Origin of the sequence: Flavobacterium sp. HBTb2-11-1 (assembly GCF_009826975.1) — a bacterium.
Lineage (GTDB): Bacteria > Bacteroidota > Bacteroidia > Flavobacteriales > Flavobacteriaceae > Flavobacterium.
On the sequence record NZ_WUMO01000011.1, the window covers coordinates 14,567 to 33,740 of the forward strand.

Annotated in this window: 14 protein-coding genes; 10 read left to right on the forward strand and 4 right to left on the reverse strand. The window is 35.6% G+C overall.

The genetic code is table 11. The features are described 5' to 3' along the window. The first annotated feature begins 38 nt into the window (after positions 1 to 38). The 10 genes from GR162_RS19860 (at position 39) to fsa (ending at position 13,533) form a co-directional block, all read left to right on the forward strand. A complete protein-coding gene (locus tag GR162_RS19860) occupies positions 39 to 2,192 on the forward strand; it encodes an alpha-glucuronidase family glycosyl hydrolase (protein WP_160783547.1) in 2,154 nt (717 codons plus the stop codon). Between the two features lie 163 nt (positions 2,193 to 2,355). Continuing rightward, on the forward strand, positions 2,356 to 3,093 hold the full coding sequence (locus GR162_RS19865) for an SDR family NAD(P)-dependent oxidoreductase (RefSeq protein WP_160783548.1): 738 nt from the start codon (positions 2,356 to 2,358) through the stop codon (positions 3,091 to 3,093). A 166-nt stretch (positions 3,094 to 3,259) separates the two neighbouring features. Then, complete coding sequence (gene uxuA / locus GR162_RS19870) at positions 3,260 to 4,423, forward strand: mannonate dehydratase (protein ID WP_202393976.1); 1,164 nt, start codon at positions 3,260 to 3,262, stop codon at positions 4,421 to 4,423. 38 nt (positions 4,424 to 4,461) lie between these two features. Next, positions 4,462 to 5,571 carry an endo-1,4-beta-xylanase gene (locus GR162_RS19875; RefSeq protein ID WP_160783550.1) on the forward strand — a complete coding sequence of 370 codons (1,110 nt, stop codon included), beginning with the start codon at positions 4,462 to 4,464 and terminating at the stop codon, positions 5,569 to 5,571. A gap of 270 nt (positions 5,572 to 5,841) precedes the next feature. Further along, entirely contained in the window at positions 5,842 to 7,275 is a 1,434-nt protein-coding gene (locus tag GR162_RS19880; RefSeq protein ID WP_160783630.1) for an MFS transporter, read from the forward strand. Between the two features lie 21 nt (positions 7,276 to 7,296). Further along, positions 7,297 to 8,331 (forward strand): glycoside hydrolase family 43 protein, encoded by a 1,035-nt coding sequence (locus GR162_RS19885; protein ID WP_160783551.1) that lies wholly within the window; start codon positions 7,297 to 7,299, stop codon positions 8,329 to 8,331. A 384-nt stretch (positions 8,332 to 8,715) separates the two neighbouring features. Then, positions 8,716 to 9,723: a GntR family transcriptional regulator gene (locus GR162_RS19890; protein ID WP_160783552.1), complete on the forward strand. Its 1,008-nt coding sequence runs from the start codon at positions 8,716 to 8,718 to the stop codon at positions 9,721 to 9,723. Between the two features lie 2 nt (positions 9,724 to 9,725). After that, positions 9,726 to 11,207: a xylulokinase gene (locus GR162_RS19895; protein WP_160783553.1), complete on the forward strand. Its 1,482-nt coding sequence runs from the start codon at positions 9,726 to 9,728 to the stop codon at positions 11,205 to 11,207. A 9-nt stretch (positions 11,208 to 11,216) separates the two neighbouring features. Further along, complete coding sequence (gene xylA, locus GR162_RS19900) at positions 11,217 to 12,542, forward strand: xylose isomerase (protein ID WP_160783554.1); 1,326 nt, start codon at positions 11,217 to 11,219, stop codon at positions 12,540 to 12,542. Positions 12,543 to 12,876: 334 nt separating this feature from the next. Then, the gene (fsa, locus tag GR162_RS19905; RefSeq protein ID WP_160783555.1) at positions 12,877 to 13,533 is read left to right on the forward strand and encodes a fructose-6-phosphate aldolase; all 657 of its coding nucleotides are present in this window, start codon (positions 12,877 to 12,879) and stop codon (positions 13,531 to 13,533) included. 431 nt (positions 13,534 to 13,964) lie between these two features. Here the strand turns inward: fsa and GR162_RS19910 are convergent, their stop codons facing one another. From GR162_RS19910 to GR162_RS19925, 4 genes are read right to left on the reverse strand one after another with little or no spacing between them, the layout of a single operon-like run. Beyond that, on the reverse strand, positions 13,965 to 16,409 hold the full coding sequence (locus GR162_RS19910; protein ID WP_160783556.1) for a BspA family leucine-rich repeat surface protein: 2,445 nt from the start codon (positions 16,407 to 16,409) through the stop codon (positions 13,965 to 13,967). A gap of 2 nt (positions 16,410 to 16,411) precedes the next feature. Beyond that, on the reverse strand, positions 16,412 to 16,876 hold the full coding sequence (locus GR162_RS19915) for a hypothetical protein (protein ID WP_160783557.1): 465 nt from the start codon (positions 16,874 to 16,876) through the stop codon (positions 16,412 to 16,414). Between the two features lie 59 nt (positions 16,877 to 16,935). Further along, entirely contained in the window at positions 16,936 to 18,693 is a 1,758-nt protein-coding gene (locus tag GR162_RS19920) for a fibronectin type III domain-containing protein (protein WP_160783558.1), read from the reverse strand. Positions 18,694 to 18,695: 2 nt separating this feature from the next. Continuing rightward, the gene (locus GR162_RS19925; RefSeq protein ID WP_160783559.1) at positions 18,696 to 19,157 is read right to left on the reverse strand and encodes a hypothetical protein; all 462 of its coding nucleotides are present in this window, start codon (positions 19,155 to 19,157) and stop codon (positions 18,696 to 18,698) included. Between the last annotated feature and the right edge of the window lie 17 nt (positions 19,158 to 19,174).

Genomic DNA, 19,174 nt, shown 5'->3' on the forward strand with positions numbered 1-19,174 from the left:
TGCTTAAAAAAATGATTTTAAAAGAATAAATTAAACCAATGGCTTTACTAAGATTTGTTATTCTGTTTTTTCTGATTTCCTTTTCAGCTTCATCGCAAAAGGATTATAAATTGTGGCTTCAGTATAATACAGTTGCCAATTCTGCCATCGCTTCAGAGTACAAAAACAATTTTAAAGAAATTGTCATTTTAGGAAGTTCCGAAACCATAAAAATTGCCGAAAAAGAGTTTAAAGCTGGTTTTTTGGATATGTTAGGGAATATTCCGCCAATTAAATCGGATATAAAAGGGGAGAACAATCTCATTGTGGCGTCGCAGTCGAATTTAAATGCCGAAATAAAAAATGAACTGCAATCTGATTTTGATAAGATAAATAATGAAGGTTTTATCATTAAATCCATTTCACTTAAAAACAAAAAACAAATCGTTATTACAGGAAAAAATGATGTTGCGGTTTTATATGGAGTTTTTAACTTCCTACGAATATTGCAGACGAATAAATCAGTTAAAAATCTGAATATTGCTGATTCTCCTAAAACCAATATTAGAATTCTGAACCATTGGGATAATCTCGACAGGACTGTAGAAAGAGGTTATGCAGGATTTTCACTTTGGAACTGGCAGAAATTGCCAGATTTTATCGACCAGCGTTACATTGATTACGCAAGGGCGAATGCTTCAATCGGAATCAACGGAACAGTTTTGAACAATGTAAATGCCAACGCTTTAATTCTTACGCCGCAATACTTAGAAAAAGTAGAAGCTTTGGCCAATGTTTTCAGGCCTTACGGCATAAAAGTGTATTTAACTGCAAGATTTTCGGCGCCTATTGAAATTGGGAAGCTTAAGACTGCTGATCCAAAAGATCCTGAAGTTATCAATTGGTGGAAAAATAAGTCGGCTGAAATTTATAAACGAATTCCAGATTTCGGCGGATTTTTAGTAAAAGCCAATTCAGAAGGTCAGCCAGGTCCACAAAACTATGGAAGAGATCATGTTGACGGAGCAAATATGCTTGCCGATGCCGTAGCGCCTTATGGCGGAATTATCATGTGGAGAGCGTTTGTGTATTCAGAGCATGATACGAACGATAGAGCTAAACAAGCATACGCCGAATTTCAGCCCTATGATGGGAAATTTAGAGAAAATGTAATCGTTCAGGTCAAAAACGGAGCGATCGATTTTCAGCCGAGAGAACCCTTTCATCCCTTATTCGGAGCGATGCCGAAAACGCCTTTAATGATGGAGTTTCAAATCACACAGGAATATTTAGGTTTCAGCACACATTTGGTTTTCCTTCCCAAATTATTTCAAGAGGTTCTGGAATCGGATACGCATCAAAAAGGAAAAGGTTCAACTGTTGCTAAAGTTATTGATGGCACTTTATATCAAAATAAACTAACAGGAATTGCTGGCGTTGCCAATATCGGAAACGATTTAAATTGGACAGGACATCCTTTTGCACAGGCCAATTGGTACGGCTTTGGAAGACTGGCGTGGAATCCGTATTTGGATTCAGAAACCATTGCCGACGAATGGTTGAGAAGCACTTTTTCTAATGATGAAAATTTCATCAAACCAGTAAAAAATAGCATGATAGAATCCCGTGAAGCCGTTGTTAATTACATGACACCCTTTGGATTGCATCATGTTATGGACACGGGACATCATTACGGGCCAGGACCGTGGGTTTCGAATTTATCAAGACTAGAATGGAATCCGACATATTATCATAAAGCAGATAAAAACGGGATTGGTTTTGACAGATCTAAATCGGGAACGAATGCCGTTTCGCAATACGCGCCAGAAGTCGCAAATCTCTTTGATAACTTAGAAACCTGTCCTGAAAAAGACCTTTTGTGGTTTCATCATGTTTCGTGGGATTATAAACTAAAAAATGGTCAAACGCTTTGGAATGGTCTGGCGCTAAAATATCAGGAAGGCGTAAATCAGGTCAAAGAGATGCAGGAGATTTGGAAGAAAACGGAAAAATATATCGACAGCGAGCGTTTTAAAGAAGTCCAAATGTTACTGGAAATTCAGTACAAAGAAGCAAAATGGTGGCGTGATGCGTGTCTGTTGTATTTTCAGCAATTTTCAGGAAAAGAGCTTCCTGCTGGTGTAGAAAAACCTACACAGACATTAGAGTATTTTAAATCATTAAAATTCCCTTTTGCACCAGGGAATGGGTAAATAAATAGAGTAATTGTAACACGGATGACGCGGATTCGCTATCGCGAAGACACGGAAAAAAACGGATTTTTTAATTGAAATGAGAAAAAAAATCCGTGTAAATCAGCGTTTTCGCGATAGCGAATCCGTTTCATCAGCGTTCAAAAAATGTATAATAAAAATTATGAGCAAAAAAACAGCAATTGTAACCGGAGGAAATTCGGGATTAGGTTTTGCAACCGCAAAAAAACTTTGTGAGAACGGAATCACAACTTATATAATCGGAAGATCAAAAGAGAAAACAGAAGATGCCTGTAAGGAAATTGGAGAAAATGCCATTCCGGTAATCTTCGACTTAAATGATTTGAAGGGAATTCCAGCGATGATTGCAAATATTACAAAAGATAATCCAGTTGATATTTTGGTGAACAATGCAGGCATCAATATGAAAAAAGAAATTCCAGATGTAACTGACGAAGATTTTCTTTCGATAATTCATACCAATTTATTGAGCGTTTTTGCTGTGAGCAGAGAAGTGATAAAAAATATGAAAGAAAACGGAGGAGGAAGCATCATCAATATAAGTTCTATGGCATCACAATACGGAATTCCAAAAGTAATTGCGTATTCTTCAAGCAAAGGCGCAATCGAAGCCATGACACGTGCAATGGCGGTTGAGCTGGCTCCATTTGGTATTCGTGCCAATTGTATAGCTCCAGGATTTATCAAAACCAAAATGTCATCAACAGCGCTTGACAACGATCCTGAAAGAAAAAATAAAGTTTTAGGAAGAACGCCAATGGGATATTTAGGAGAACCGTCAGATATTGCGGATGCCGTTTATTATTTCGCTTTGAGCGAATCAAAATATACGACTGGTACAGTTTTGCCGGTTGATGGCGGAAATAGTATTGGGTTTTAATTTAAAGTTGTTAAAGGGCAGAGGCTCAAAGGTTCAAAGGCTTTTTTAAAGCCACAGATTAAAGGATTAAAAAGATTAAAATCAGCTCAATCTGCAAAATCTGCGGGAAATAAAAACTTTGCGGCTCTGCGTCTTTGCGAGATTAAAAAAAAGAAGTATGATGAAAATGCAGCAAACCATGCGTTGGTTTGGATCTCAGGACAACGTAAAATTAATCGACATTAAGCAAGCTGGCGCAACAGGAATTGTGACTGCTTTGCATCAAATTCCTGTTGGCGAAATTTGGACGGTAGAAAAGATTCAGGAAAGACAAAAAATGATTCAAAATGCGGGTTTGGAATGGTCAGTGGTGGAAAGTCTTCCCGTTCATGAAGAAATAAAACGAGCTTCGGGAAATTATCTGCAATACATTGAAAATTATAAAATCAGCTTGCAAAATCTGGCAGAATGCGGTATCAAAGTCATAACCTACAATTTCATGCCGATTCTGGATTGGGTGCGAACCAATCATAATTTTATAAATGAAGATGGGAGCAGAGCTTTGTTGTATAATCAGGATGCGTTTACTTATTTTGATGTTTTTCTTTTAAAAAGACCAAATTCAGAAAATGATTATTCTGAAGCTGAAAAAGAAAAAGCATTGCAATTTGGAAATGAATTATCTGAAGAAGAAAAAGCATTGTTGTTTAAAAATGTTTTATTGGGACTGCCAGGAAGCACAATCAATTTTACAGCAGAACAGATTTTATCTCTTTTAGAAAATTATGCCAAAATAGATAATCAAAAGCTAAGAGAAAATCTGATTTATTTTTTATCAGAAGTAACTCCAATTGCCGAGAAAAATGGGCAAAAGCTAGCCATTCATCCAGACGATCCGCCATTTTCGGTTTTAGGTCTGCCAAGAATTGTTTCAACAGAAAGCGATTTGAAAGCTATTTTTAGCGCCGTTCCTTCAAAGGCCAACGGATTATGTTATTGTACAGGCTCTTTAAGTGCAGATCCAAAAAATAATCTCGAAAAAATAATAGACGATTTTGGGGATCGAATCCATTTTTTGCATTTAAGAAACACCATCCGCGAAAGCGAAACCATTTTCAGAGAGTCAGAGCATTTAAATGGAAATGTCAAAATGGAAGTTATTGTTGAGAAATTATTATTAGTAATGAACGAAAGAAAAACAAGTCTTCCAATGCGCCCAGATCATGGTTTTTTGCATAAAGTAGACGAAAAGATAGAAACTTATCCAGGTTATTCCCTGACAGGAAGATTAAAAGGTTTGGCCGAATTGAGAGGTTTGGAAATGGGAATTGCTTATAAATTGAATTTGTAAAATCAAATAAAAACTATTAACTATTTAAACCAAAAGATATGAAATTTATTAAACCTTATGTATTTGCCTTTACGGTTCTCCTGTCTGTGAGCTGCACATCTCAGAAAGAAAAACCTAGTTTGAAGGATGTTTATAAAAATGATTTTTATATAGGAACTGCATTAGATTTAAATCAGATTAATGAAAAAAACAAAAAAGAAGATTCTCTGATTCGTAAAGAATTTAATGCTATTACGGCAGAAAACATTATGAAATCGATGTTTACGCATCCGCAGAAAGACAAATACGATTTTACTTTATCAGATAAATTTGTGGCGTATGGAGAGAAAAATAAAATGTTTATTCATGGGCATACTTTAATTTGGCATAGCCAATTAGCGCCTTGGATGCAAAAAATTGCTGACAGTACAGAAATGAAAGCATTCATGAAAGACCATATCACGACAATAGTTTCTAAATACAAAGGAAGAATCAATTCGTGGGATGTTGTAAATGAGGCTTTAAACGAAGACGGAACTTTACGAAAATCGGTATTTTTGAACACACTTGGTGAGAAATATTTGGTTGATGCTTTTAAATTAGCAGCAAAAGCCGATCCGAAAGTGGATTTATATTACAACGATTATAATATTGAAGAACCAGCAAAAAGAGCTGGAGCAATTGCTTTAATCAAGAAAATCAAAGCTGAAGGCGGAAAAATAGACGGAGTGGGGATTCAAGGACATTGGAGATTGGAAAGTCCATCATTGGAAGAGATTGAAAAAAGTATATTAGAATATTCGGCTTTAGGACTTAAAGTGGCTTTTACAGAATTGGATATTACGGTTTTGCCAAATCCGTGGGATTTAAAAGGAGCAGATGTAAATCAGAATTTTGAAGGAAGCGAAAAAATGAATCCGTATCCAAAATCATTGCCGGACTCTGTTCAGAATAAACTTGCAGAACGTTACGCATCGATTTTTAAACTATTTTTAAAGCATAAAGATAAAATAAGCAGAGTGACTTTTTGGGGTGTTCATGACGGACAATCTTGGCTGAACAACTGGCCAATAAAAGGAAGAACCAATTATCCGTTGCCATTTGATAAAGATTTAAAACATAAAAAAACATATGATAGTCTTTTAACGCTGAAAGAAACCAAAAAATAGACGTCGAAAAGGCTTAAGTTTTGATAAATTGATAACAATCGGTTGTGAAATGAAAAATAATTTAAATAAAGCGAACTAAATTTGCATGATATGTTTTTTTGTCTAATTTTACACAACCGATTGTTTTAATTGCAATTGCATTTCTGCAAGGTTTTTTAAACCTTGTAAGCCTGATTTAAGAAGCAGTGCAAAACAACTGAAAATCTAAAAGGTTCTAAAAAACCTTGCGGAATAGAACTAACTATCGATAAAATGACCACAAACCCAAGAATGAGAAACATTTCACAAAAACTTTCCATCAAAGAAAAGATTGGATATAGCTTAGGAGATTTAGCCGCTAATCTAGTTTTTCAAACTTTGATGACGTATCTGGCTTATTTCTATACAGATATTTACGGATTATCGCCAACAGATTCATCCATTATCATGCTGATTGTTGGATTAATTGCAGCGTTTATTTTTAATCCGATTATTGGAGTTTTGGCAGACAGAACCAGTACCAAGTGGGGAAAATTCAGACCATGGATTTTGATAACTGCGATTCCGTTGGGAGTAGTGGCTTTACTAGCATTTTCAACTCCCGATTTCTCGTATAAAGGAAAAGTAATTTATGCTGTTGCAACCTATACTTTACTGCTGCTTTTTTATGCAGGAAACAATCTGCCTTATTCTGCGTTAAGCGGCGTCATTACTGGCGATATGGGCGAAAGAAATAGTATGTCATCATATCGTTTTGTAGCGGTGATGTTTGCACAGTTTTTCGTTCAGGTTTTTATGCTTGGCATTATCAAAAGTGCTGGAAATGGGGATAAAGCAGTCGGAATTGAAAAAGTAATGACCGCTTTGGCAATTATTGGCACAATCATGCTTTTGATAACGTTTTTGACTACAAAAGAAAGAATCATTCCAAAACCAGAGCAAAAGTCAAGCGTCAAAGAAGATTTAAGCGATTTAATCAAAAATAGACCTTGGATCATCATGCTTTCGCTAACCACTTTAGTTTTTGTGACTCTGGCAATGAAAGGTGGTTCGTATGTGTATTATTTCGAGAATTATGTAGATAAAGAGCAATTAGCTGTTTTTATCCAACCTATTTTGGATTTCTTAACTAATATCGGATTGAATCATTTTGGAAATGATCCCGTATCGGCAGGCTTCGGTTTATTCAATGCCGGCGGAATTATTTTTATGATTGTTGGTATTACTTTATCTAAAAATCTGGCTGACAAATACGGAAAAAGAAATGTATTTGGATTGTTTTTATTCATTTCGACTTTGTTCATTTTAGCTTTTTATTTCTTTCCGTCAACTTCAATCGGACTGATGTTTTTCTCTCAAATCTTGCATGGATTCTTCTACGGAATCACAATCCCGATTCTTTGGGCAATGATTGCCGATGTTGCCGATTATTCAGAATGGCTGAATAACCGTCGTGCAACCGCGATTATTTTTTCTGCCATGATGGTTGGATTGAAAACGGGATTAAGTATAGGAGGTGCTTTAACTACTTTATTTTTAGGATATTTTGATTACGTTCCAAATACACCTCAACAGTCTCAAACGGCTATAAATGGAATCAAATTATTAGTGAGCATTTTCCCTGCAATCCCATTTTTAATTGGAGCTGGACTACTGTTTTTCTATAAAATCAACAAGGAGATGGAAGTGCAGATCGAAACGGAGCTGAAAGAAAGAAGAAGTTAATTATTAAAGAAAAATATCACTATGCCTGAAGACAGCATTGAACACATTAATTTTGAAGAAATAAGCAATCTGGCGATTTCCAAGCCTTTAGTTTCCCATATCTACACCGCCGACCCTTCGGCGCATGTATTCAACGGAAAGATCTACATTTATCCGTCGCACGACATAGATGCCGGAATTCCGTTTAATGACAACGGCGACCATTTCGGAATGGAGGATTACCATGTCTTTTCGATGGAGGACATTTCATCGGAAGCGGTCGACAATGGGGTAGCGCTTCATGTGGATGACGTTGCCTGGGCCGAAAAGCAGATGTGGGCTCCCGATGCCGCGCATAAAAACGGAAAGTACTATCTGTATTTCCCTGCCAAACGCGCCAGCGGGATTTTCCAGATCGGCGTAGCGGTTTCAGATTCGCCCATAGGGCCTTTTATTCCTGAAAAGGATGCCATAAAAGGCAGCTACAGCATAGATCCTGCGGTTTTTGAAGATGAAGACGGAAGGCACTATATCTACTTTGGGGGGATCTGGGGCGGACAGCTTCAGAAATACCGCAATAATAAATATCATGAAAACAACGAAGAGCCTCTGGCAGACGAAAAAGCCCTAGGGCCGATTGTGGCGCTGCTGAGGGACGATATGCTCGAGTTTGCTGAAGAGCCGAGGGAAATCCATATTTTGGACGAAAACGGAAACGGGCTTCTGGCAGGGGATAATGCGCGCCGTTTTTTTGAGGCTTCGTGGGTGCACAAATACAACGGAAAATATTATTTCTCGTATTCGACGGGAGACACGCATTTCATCTGCTACGCGATCGGAGACAGTCCGTACGGGCCGTTTACGTATCAGGGAAGAATCCTGAATCCGGTGATAGGCTGGACGTCGCACCATTCTATCTGCGAAGTGGAAGGGGAATGGTATCTGTTCTACCACGATTCGAGCCTTTCAAAAGGCGTGACGCATTTGCGAAGCATGAAAGTGACCAAGATAGAGTATCTGGAAGACGGTTCGATTGTAACTATTGATCCGTACGGAATAAGAAGATTATTTGATTAGTACTTTTTGTGTAAAAAAAATTTCACAAGAATTACAATCGGTTGTGTTAGTTTTAGCCGTGCTGTTTGTCATTGCGAGGAACGAAGCAATCACATTTGTTAAATCCAGATCGGAGTGGGGGCTCTTTGTTTCTGGCAATGACAAGGTTTACGATTAAAGTTCTTCTGAAACCGTTACGCGTGAGGGATAGAAGTGGAAAGCCCGGAGCCTGAAGAAGGAAGTGCGAGGACTTGCAACGGATAGCCTCCCGATAGTTATCGGGACAAGCACACACCCAAAATATTGAAATATAGAATTTTAAAATCTTAACATAATTAACGCAAAAAACAATTTTTTATAAAATAATTTTAGCTACTTTAGCATAACAGAACGGAACAGAACGGTATGCTAAAAGAAGAAGAAAAATTTGAGTTTATAATCAATCACGAAAGTGATATTCCGAAGTACCAGCAGTTGGTTGACGGAATTACGAATGCCATTGCGGAGAATATTTTACAAAAGGGAGATTTGCTGCCATCTGTTAATGTAATCTGCAAAACATATCAGCTTTCGAGAGATACGGTTTTTAAGGCGTATTCGATTTTAAAAGATCAAAATGTAATTGATTCAGTGCCGAATAAAGGGTATTACGTGGCAGGCGAAACGAGAAAAGTACTTTTGGTTTTGGATACTTTCAAGGCTTATAAGGAGGTTTTATATCATTCTTTCGTGAACAATTTGCCGGATAATGTGATTACAGATGTGCAGTTTCATCATTATAATATTGATGTTTTTAAAACGATCATCAATAATGGGATTGGGAAGTATTACAAATATGTGGTAATGAATTTTGATCACAAGGATATTGCTCCAGCATTATCAGCGATTTCAAAAGATAAATTGCTTTTGATTGATTGGAATATTCAAGCTGATAAAACGAATAATTACATTTTTCAGGATTTTGGAAAAGCATTTTATGAGTCTTTGAAAGAGGCTGCAGATTTATTTAAAAAGTATAAAAAGATACAGTTTGTATATCCTGATTTTACAAATCATCCGTGGGAAACGGTAGAGTTTTTTAAGAAATTCTGTGCCGATTTTGGTTTTGAATATGGTATTATAACCGATCCAAAAAAGTTCAGTATTGAAAAAGGAATTGCCTACATCAGTGTAAGCGACAGGATTTTAGGTTATTTTTTGGAGCAGTGCAAAGAGAAAGATTTTGAGCCAGGGAAAGACGTTGGGTTTTTGTCCTATAACGAAACCCCGATGAAGAAATTTATTTATAAAGGAATTTCAGTTGTTTCGACTGATTTTAACGAATTAGGAACCAAAGCAGCGGCATTTATTACACATGACGAAGAAACAAAGTGTTATGTGCCGACAAAATTAATAATAAGAGAATCATTATAAGTATGTATTATATCGGTTATGATATTGGAAGTTCTTCTGTCAAGGCAGCCTTGGTGGAAGCAGAAACAGGTAAAAAAGTAATCGTTTTGAATGAACCTCAGAACGAAATGGAAATCCTTTCGATTCACCCAGACTGGGCCGAGCAGGATCCTGAAATCTGGTGGCAGCACATTTGTACGGCGACTAAAAGAGTGATTAAAGAGGCAAATGTTGATGCTTCTAAAATTCAGGGAATTGGTATTTCGTACCAAATGCACGGATTGGTAATTGTGGACGAAGCTGGAAATGCACTCAGAAATTCAATTATCTGGTGTGACAGCCGTGCGGTTGAAATTGGAAATAAAGCTTTTGCCGAAATTGGAGAAGAGAAATGCATGTCGCATTTATTGAATTCGCCAGGGAATTTTACCGCTTCGAAACTGAAATGGGTTAAAGAAAACGAACCTCAGCTTTACAGTAAAATTTTCAAATACATGCTTCCGGGAGATTACATCGCTTTAAAACTGACAGGCGAGGTAACGACTACGAAAAACGGTTTGTCTGAAGGAATGCTTTGGGATTACAAAGAAAATAAAGTAGCCGACTGGCTTTTAGAATATTACGGAATTGATACAGGATTGACTCCGAAAATTGTAGAAAACTTTACAAATCAAGGTGTCGTTACTGAAAAAGCTGCTACGGAATCTGGATTGCCAGCTGGAATTCCGATTGTGTACAGAGCGGGAGATCAACCTAATAATGCGTTGTCATTAAATGTATTAAATCCGGGAGAAGTGGCAGCTACGGGCGGAACTTCTGGAGTATTTTATGCAGTAAGCGAAGCATCTTCTGGAAAAAGCACAAGGGTGAACAATTTTGTTCACGTAAACTATGAACTGGAAACGCCAAGAGTGGGTAAACTTTTGAATATTAACGGAGCGGGAATTCAATACAGATGGCTTCGTAATAATATGGGTAACGAGAGTTATGAAGTGATGAATGAAAAAGCTTCTAATGTTGAGATTGGATCAGAAGGCGTTGTGGTGATTCCGTTTGGAAATGGTGCCGAGCGTATGTTCAACAATAAAACTATTGGGACTCACTTTTTAAATCTCAACTTAAATATTCATAATAGCGCACATTTGTTTAGAGCTTCTCTGGAAGGTATCGCTTTTTCGTTTGTGTACGGAATGGAATGTTTAAAAGAAGATAATGCAACAATAAATGTCATTAGAGCTGGGAACGATAATCTTTTCCGTTCGGAGATTTTCTCAAATACAGTAGCGACTTTAATCGGACACGAAATTGAGATTTATAATACAACAGGAGCTGTCGGTGCAGCTAGAGCGGTTGGTTTGAAAGACGGCGATTACAGTAAATTTGGAGCTAATGTAAGTGATAATGACCACGTAATGACGTTTTTGCCACTGCACAATAAAGAGCCTTATGAAGCGGCTTATAAAAAATGGAAACAAGAATTAGAATTAATATTAACAACTAAATAAAAAAAACAAATGATAGTTTTAGGAGATAAAGAATACTACAAAGGTATTGGCCAAATTAAGTTTGAAGGAAAAGAATCTGATAATCCGTTGGCATTTAAATATTATAATCCCGACCAAGTTGTAGCTGGAAAAACAATGCGTGAGCACTTTAAATTTGCTATCGCTTATTGGCATACTTTCTGCGGACAAGGAAGCGATCCATTCGGACCAGGAACACAGCAATTTGCTTGGGATCAGTCTTCAGATCCGTATCAAGCGGCAAAAGATAAAGCAGATGCTGCTTTTGAATTTATCAGCAAAATGGGATTCGATTATTTCTGTTTTCACGATTACGATTTGATTAACGAAGGGCCAACTTTCGCAGAATCAGAAAAACGTTTGGCATTCATTACAGATTACTTAAAACAGAAAAAAGCAGAATCTGGAATTAAATTGCTTTGGGGAACTTCAAACTGTTTCTCAAATCCGAGATTCATGAACGGAGCCGCTACAAATCCAGATTTTAATGTTGTGGCAAGAGCTGGTGGGCAAGTAAAATTAGCACTTGATGCTACAATCGCTTTAGGCGGAGAAAACTATGTATTCTGGGGAGGTAGAGAAGGTTATATGTCTTTACTTAATACAGATATGGGAAGAGAGTTAGACCACATGGCGCAATTCTTGGCAATGTCTAGAGACTATGCAAGAGCACAAGGTTTTAAAGGAACTTTCTTCATTGAGCCGAAACCAATGGAGCCATCTAAACACCAATACGATTTTGACTCTGCAACTGCAATTGGATTCTTGAAAGAATATGGTTTAGATAAAGATTTCAAAATCAATATCGAGGTAAACCACGCTACATTGGCACAGCACACTTTCCAACACGAATTAGAAGTGGCTGCAAAAGCAGGAATGTTAGGAAGCATCGATGCAAATAGAGGAGATTACCAAAATGGTTGGGATACAGATCAGTTTCCAAATAATATCCAAGAAACTACTGAAGCTATGTTGGTTTTCTTAAAAGCTGGCGGATTGCAAGGAGGAGGAGTTAACTTTGATGCTAAAATTAGAAGAAACTCTACAGATTTAGAGGATGTTTTCTTAGCGCACATTGGCGGAGCTGATACTTTTGCAAGAGCTTTATTGACTGCTGATAAAATCATCTCTTCTTCTCCTTACGAGAAATTAAGAAAAGAAAGATACAGCTCTTTTGACTCTGGAAAAGGTAAAGATTTCGAAAACGGAAAATTAAACCTTAAAGATCTTTATGATATTGCAAATCAAAATGGAGAATTAACGCTTCAAAGCGGTAAACAAGAATTGTTTGAAAATATCATCAACCAATATATTTAATTGGTTTAGATTTTAATATCAAACCTAACGGCCCCGATGCATCGGGACTGTTAGGTTTTTCAAAACTACTAGTGAGAAAGAAAATCTAAAACTTTGAAAATGTGTATTAAGATTATGACTTTTTTGTCATTGAGATTTGAAAAAAATAGATTTAAGGTTAGTTGATATTTTTTGAAAATCAAATCGAATCAAAAGTCAGTTTGATAAAATAATAAGTGAATATTTTTTTATTGAAGGTTTTTTGAAGAATAGAATCAATCGAAGTGCACATTTTTGACTCACTAGAATTAAGACACTTACGTGTCTCTGCAATTAACTACAAATCAAAAAACTTATGAAATTTTTTATTGACACTGCCAATCTTCAAGACATTGAAGAAGCGCAGGCTCTAGGTGTTTTAGACGGCGTAACCACTAATCCGTCTTTAATGGCAAAAGAAGGCATTACAGGAAAAGAAAATATTTTAAATCATTATCTAGCAATCTGCAATATTGTTGATGGTGATGTATCGGCTGAAGTAATCTCGACAGATTTTGAAGGAATGGTAAGAGAAGGAGAAGAATTGGCCGCTTTGCATCCGCAAATTGTGGTTAAATTGCCCATGATTGGCCATGGTGTGAAAGCATGCAAATATTTTTCTTCAAAAGGAATTCGCACCAATGTAACTTTAGTATTTTCTGCTGGTCAGGCATTACTGGCTGCAAAAGCTGGAGCGACTTATGTTTCTCCGTTTTTAGGAAGATTAGATGACGTTTCTACAGACGGAATGAATCTAATCGCTGAAATAAGAGAAATCTTTGATAATTATAATTATCAAACACAAATATTGTCAGCTTCTGTAAGACATACAATGCATATTATCAATTGCGCTAAAATAGGATCAGATGTTATGACTGGGCCATTATCGGCGATTAAAGGATTATTGAAACATCCACTAACTGATATCGGATTGAAACAGTTTGTTGAAGATGCTAAAAAAATGAATTTATAGTATTTATTTCCTTTTTATAGTTTTTAAGGCTCTCTTCCTGCTATTGGGGAGGGAGTTTTTTTATTTATTTTCTATTTTATTTTTAAATATCAAAGCCAGCATACGAAGACTTTTTGTCGTCTGATGCTGGCTTTTTAGTTTGAAATTATTTATAAACTTTAAAATGCTTGCTTAATCTACCAGGTTGTTAATGGGCTTCTTTCCTCCTGTAGTTATAGCACCCCAATATTATATGGTGTATTATCTGAAATTATGAATAAACTCTAATTCTCCATTTTCATTTGTGGCTAGAGTTTTATTTGGCTCATTTGTTTCCAAGTCAGCGACTTTTATTCTATTATGGTATGTGTTCATTTGTGTGCTGTTTTATTTAATATTATAAAGGGTTTGTTTTTAAAGTGTCTTTAAAACAAATTTTTAGAGGGTGTTTTTTATATTCCTCCGTCGGTAATTACCCAATTATTAGGAGATCCTGTTAACAAAGCTCTTCCTGCGCTTGATGCTGATGTGTATTTTGCTGTACCAAAATTTATTGTTATTGGTGTTTTTATGGGTCTGCTGCTCCATCCCTTATAAATTGCATCTAAATTTGAGGCTGAAAATGAAGAAGGGGTTTTCCCTGTCATAAAACCGTTTAAGTCTATAACATTTGATATATTCCAATTTCCGATGTCTTGATTAAAAGCAACGCTTCCAGCAGTAGCGCCAAACATCTGTGACATATTAGTTACCGCTGATGTATTCCAGTTTCCAATTGGTTGATTAAAAGTTGTTAGGTTGTGCATGTTAATATTGGCAAACATTTGACTCATATTAATATTTCCAGTTTTAGCTAGAATCCAATTATTTATATCAGGGCTTCCTCCATTGTTAAATTGTCTAGCGCCTAAAAACATCCCAGAGAAATTTAAGACCTTTGAGACATTCCAATTTCCAAGATTTTGATTAAATGCACCGCCATCTGTTCCTCCTTGTCTAAACATATTGGACATGTTTGTTACATTTGAAGTATTCCAGTTTCCGATAGGTTGGTTAAAGAAATGAAATCCATTTCCTGTTTTCTGAAACATATTAGACATATCCGTAACGGCAATGGTATTCCAATTTCCAATTGGCTGATTAAAAATCATTTGGGAATCACCACCGCCACCTTGAAACATAGCATTTAAGTTAATAGATCCTGTCGTTTTTAAATTCCAGTTGTTAATGTCAGGACTTCCTCCATTATTAAAAGCCTCTGCTCCGCTAAACATTGAATTAAAGGTGGTTACATTACTAACGTTCCAGCTCCCAATATTTTGATTGAATGATTTGGTACTCTGAAACATAGCACTCATGTTTGTTACATTTCCTACATTCCAAAGATTTAATGGTTGATTAAAATTCGTAGCTTGTAAAAACAATTGTGACATATCTGTAACTGCTGATGTATCCCAATTGTTTATTGAATTGTTGCCACCATTATTAAATGATATTGCAACGCCAAACATTCTATTAAGATTAGTTGTGTTTGATAAATCCCAGCTTCCAATATTTTGATTAAAAGATCTGGCGTTATAGAACATGTTACTCATTATGGTAACTTTAGTAGTATTCCAATTGTTAATTGTATTGCTTCCTCCATTATTAAATGTTGATGCACTTTGAAATGTGTTTGCAAAATTTAAGACTTTAGAAACATCCCACGATCCTATGTTTTGGTTAAAAGAAGTAGCACCGTTAAAGGTGTTTGCTATAGTTGTAACATTTCGTATATTCCAATTTTCCAAAGGCTGATTAAATGAAGTAGCTCCATAAAACATGGCGCTAATACTAGTTACAGCTACTGTATTCCAAGATCCAATTGGCTGGTTAAAATTAGAAGCACTAAAAAACATAGAATCAAGTGATACATTACTTATGGTGTTAATTGTCCAATTATTTATATTTGGACTTGCGCCGTTATTGAATGCAGTGGCACCTCGAAACATGCTTGAAAAACTAATCACATTTGAAACATTCCAAGAGCTAATATTTTGGTTAAAATTAAATGCAGCTTGGAACATTTGGCTCATGTTTGTAACAGCTGAGGTATCCCATGAATCTATAGGCTGATTAAATATCGAGGCATTAAAAAACATTTGACTCATATTAGAAACCTTAGAAATGTTCCAAGATCCTATAGGTTGATTAAATACAGATGCACCGCTAAACATTCCATTCATTAAAACAGTGGCTGTATTATTAATTGTCCAGTTGTTAATAGTTTCACTTCCGCCATTATTAAATACATTTGTGCCTGTGAACATATAAGAGAAATTAGTTACAGCCGAAACATTCCAAGAACCAATATTTTGATTGAAAGAAGATGCACCAGAAAACACACTAGTCATAGTGGCTACAGAAGAAACATTCCATTCGTTAATTCTACCTATTGTTGTCAATGAAGAACATCCTGCAAATAAACCACTAATTGAAGTTGTACCAGTCAGATCCAAAATATCTGAAACATTCGAAAGATTTAAATTGTAGCACCCTTGAAAATGATTAAACAATGATGCTCCTAATTTAAATTTTCCCCATGATTGAATTGATAATAATTTGGCTCGATCTCCTGCATTATTAAACTGCCATCCAGTACAAGTTCCATTAATTTTTATAATATAATCTCCTGCTACTGTATATGTATGTGTAACTTGAGTTTGATTCCAAGTTGTAATTTTGTTAGAAGTTCCATCGCCCCAATCAACCGTGAAATTGTATGTTCCTGATGAAACTAATGGAAGTTTTATTTGTGTGCTAGTACTAGATCCTGTAGATACATTAGAAGTTCTCCAAGTAGAAACAAAAACATTTTTATTCCTCCCGAAAATGGTATTTTGAAGTAAAGCTCCCATAATTACACTCCTAATAATAAAATACTATTTGTAGTTCCTCTTTTTGTAAAAGTAAAAATTTGCTTTTCGGTCGTTACTGATGGAATTCCGAATAACCAAGTATGCGGTGCAGTAATTGCCCAAGTTATGTTTACTCCAGGTAATGTAATCCCGTTAAAAATGAAACTTTGTGGTAATGAAGCAGGAACTGTAATTGTACAGTTAGCAGTAAAGAGTACTGTTTTACCATGCCAGCTAGAAGGAATAGTTTGACTTGAATTTACTTCTAATTGGTTTGAAATATCTTGTTTGTTTGACAGATCGATATTTCCGCTTCCTAGAATTGATTCTCCATTAACTGTTTTTAAATCTAAAGCAGAGGTTATATCATTAAACTCCAGTTCACCACTGGAGTTTGTAATTAAAATTTTATTTTGCTGATTTGTTTCTAAATCAGTTACTTTTATTCTATTGTGGTTGGTGCTCATTTTTTTTAAGTTTTTCCTTTGATGTTAATTCGTTTATAAAAGATTGTTTATAAATAAAACTACCATGTTTTTCTATTTAAATTATTTTCAAATGCATCTATAATCGAATGGAAAGTTTGTGCTTCTGACTCAGTAAGGCCTTCATGGAATGCGGTGAATTGTATTCTCTGATTGGAGTAGCCAAATGGTCCACCTCCATTATTTAAGCAACCTATATAGTAATTTAAAGGAGGAATTACTCCAGCTTGAGTTCCAGAAGCGACTGTATCTAAGTTTTTGTTTTTGAAATATTTAACTTCGGTATCTGTTGTTTTGCTTACAGTATGAATTCCTCTAGCATCGTTTATTGCTGTTTTTGAAATTCCAATAGTTCCAAGAACAAATACGTTATTATTTTTTGATGCCCCATGATTTAAGTGTATTTGATAAGCCTCCCATGGTGTACTCTTTTTTTGAGCTCCAAGATCAGAAGAATTTGTAGTGACAGGAGTATTGTTCGTTCCGCAAACCATGGTTAAGCCAGCATTGGAAAATGTATGTATTGAATTAACTATTATGTTCGTATTTGCATATGCATTTGCCCCATTAGTTTGGTACCCATTGGAAGAATGAGTTCCAGACCCATTAAATACTAATCGAAAGGCAGCATTCGTGTCTTGAGGATTTTTCAAATTAAATTTGTGCTGAAAAGACGTATTGCCAATTAAAGGATAAATAGCATACATTTTATTCCATAATCCGCTATTTTTTAATGAAGTAACCAGATTATTAACTATGTTGCCTAAATCATGGTTTAGTGATATATCTAAAAATTTTTGAGCATCTAAATCTAAATCTAAGTTGCTTGTTGATACATTTGTCGTATTACTAAAATTAGATTTATTATAAAAATTGTCAACGGCAATTATACTAATGTCGTAATTAGTGTTTTTTTCTAAACCAGCTACAATATCATTCGGATCTTTTATATCATGTTGATAAATTCCATTAGCGTAAACTTCATAAAAGTCTATGCCATTAACGGAATTAGGAGGAGTAAAATTAAGTTTAAATCCTGTGTTATATGACGAAGTCACTGATAGATTAGTGACATTCTCTGGTTTTGTAAAATCAGTAACGTAACGGACTATAGCGCCTCTATTTGCAATAGCCCAAGCTATATCTTTATCAACTCCCCCTAGGTAGCTTGTTTGAGCTAAAGGACTTGCATAAATTTTGAATCCATATTTGCTTCCACTAAATACAAAATTATTTAAGGCAGCCGATCCGCCACTTCTTAGAACAGCTAATTTTGGTATGTAAACTATTTCTAAAGATGTGCAAGAATCTATTCCTGAATAGCTCCATTCAGAAAAGGTCGCTTCTGGGAGAATTACCCTTTTTAAGTATGGATTGATTCTAAATGACCCAAATCCTCCTTTTAAAGTCGTTACATTAGGTAACGATATTTCAATGAGGCTTGTATTTGTTAAGGATTCATCACCAATTGTATTTAATCCATTAAGTTTTATTTTTTGTAAAGAAGTGGCAGATCTAAATGTTCTACCTGTATCATTTGTGGCTAACCCATCATTATCAATATAATAACTTATAGCACTAAGAAGCCAACTTGAGTGGGGAAAATTATAAATACCACCTATGATCGAACATTCTATATTGTTACCAATAATGCGAAAAAATTTAATGCGATTAACTGAAATCCCTAATTTTGTGGATAGCAATTCAGGTGTCTTGACTACATCGGCTACAGCCCCAATATAAGTATTTATTTTATATCTTGATTTTCCAAAAACTGTATTTTGTATTAAACTTCCCATAATTATACACCTAATAATAAAATACTATTTGTTGCTCCTCTTTTTGTAAAAGTAAAAATCTGCTTTTCGCCTGTTACAGAAGGAACTCCAAACAGCCAAGTATGCGGTGCAGTAGTTACCCAAGTTACACTCACTCCGGGCAATGTAATTCCGTTAAAAATGAAACTTTGTGGTAATGAAGTAGGAACTGTAATGGTACAGTTCGAAGTAAAGAGTACAGTTTTACCATACCAGCTAGAAGGAATAGTTTGACTTGAATTTACTTCTAATTGGTTTGAAATATCTTGTTTGTTTGACAGATCGATATTTCCTTCTCCAAGAATAGATTCGCCATTAACTGTTTTTAAATCTAACGCAGAGGTTAGATCACTAAACTCCAGTTCGCCACTGGAGTTTGTGATTAAAATTCTATCACGTTGATTTGTTTCTAAATCAGCGACTTTTATTCTGTTATAATTTGCCATTTTTTGTGGTATTTTTT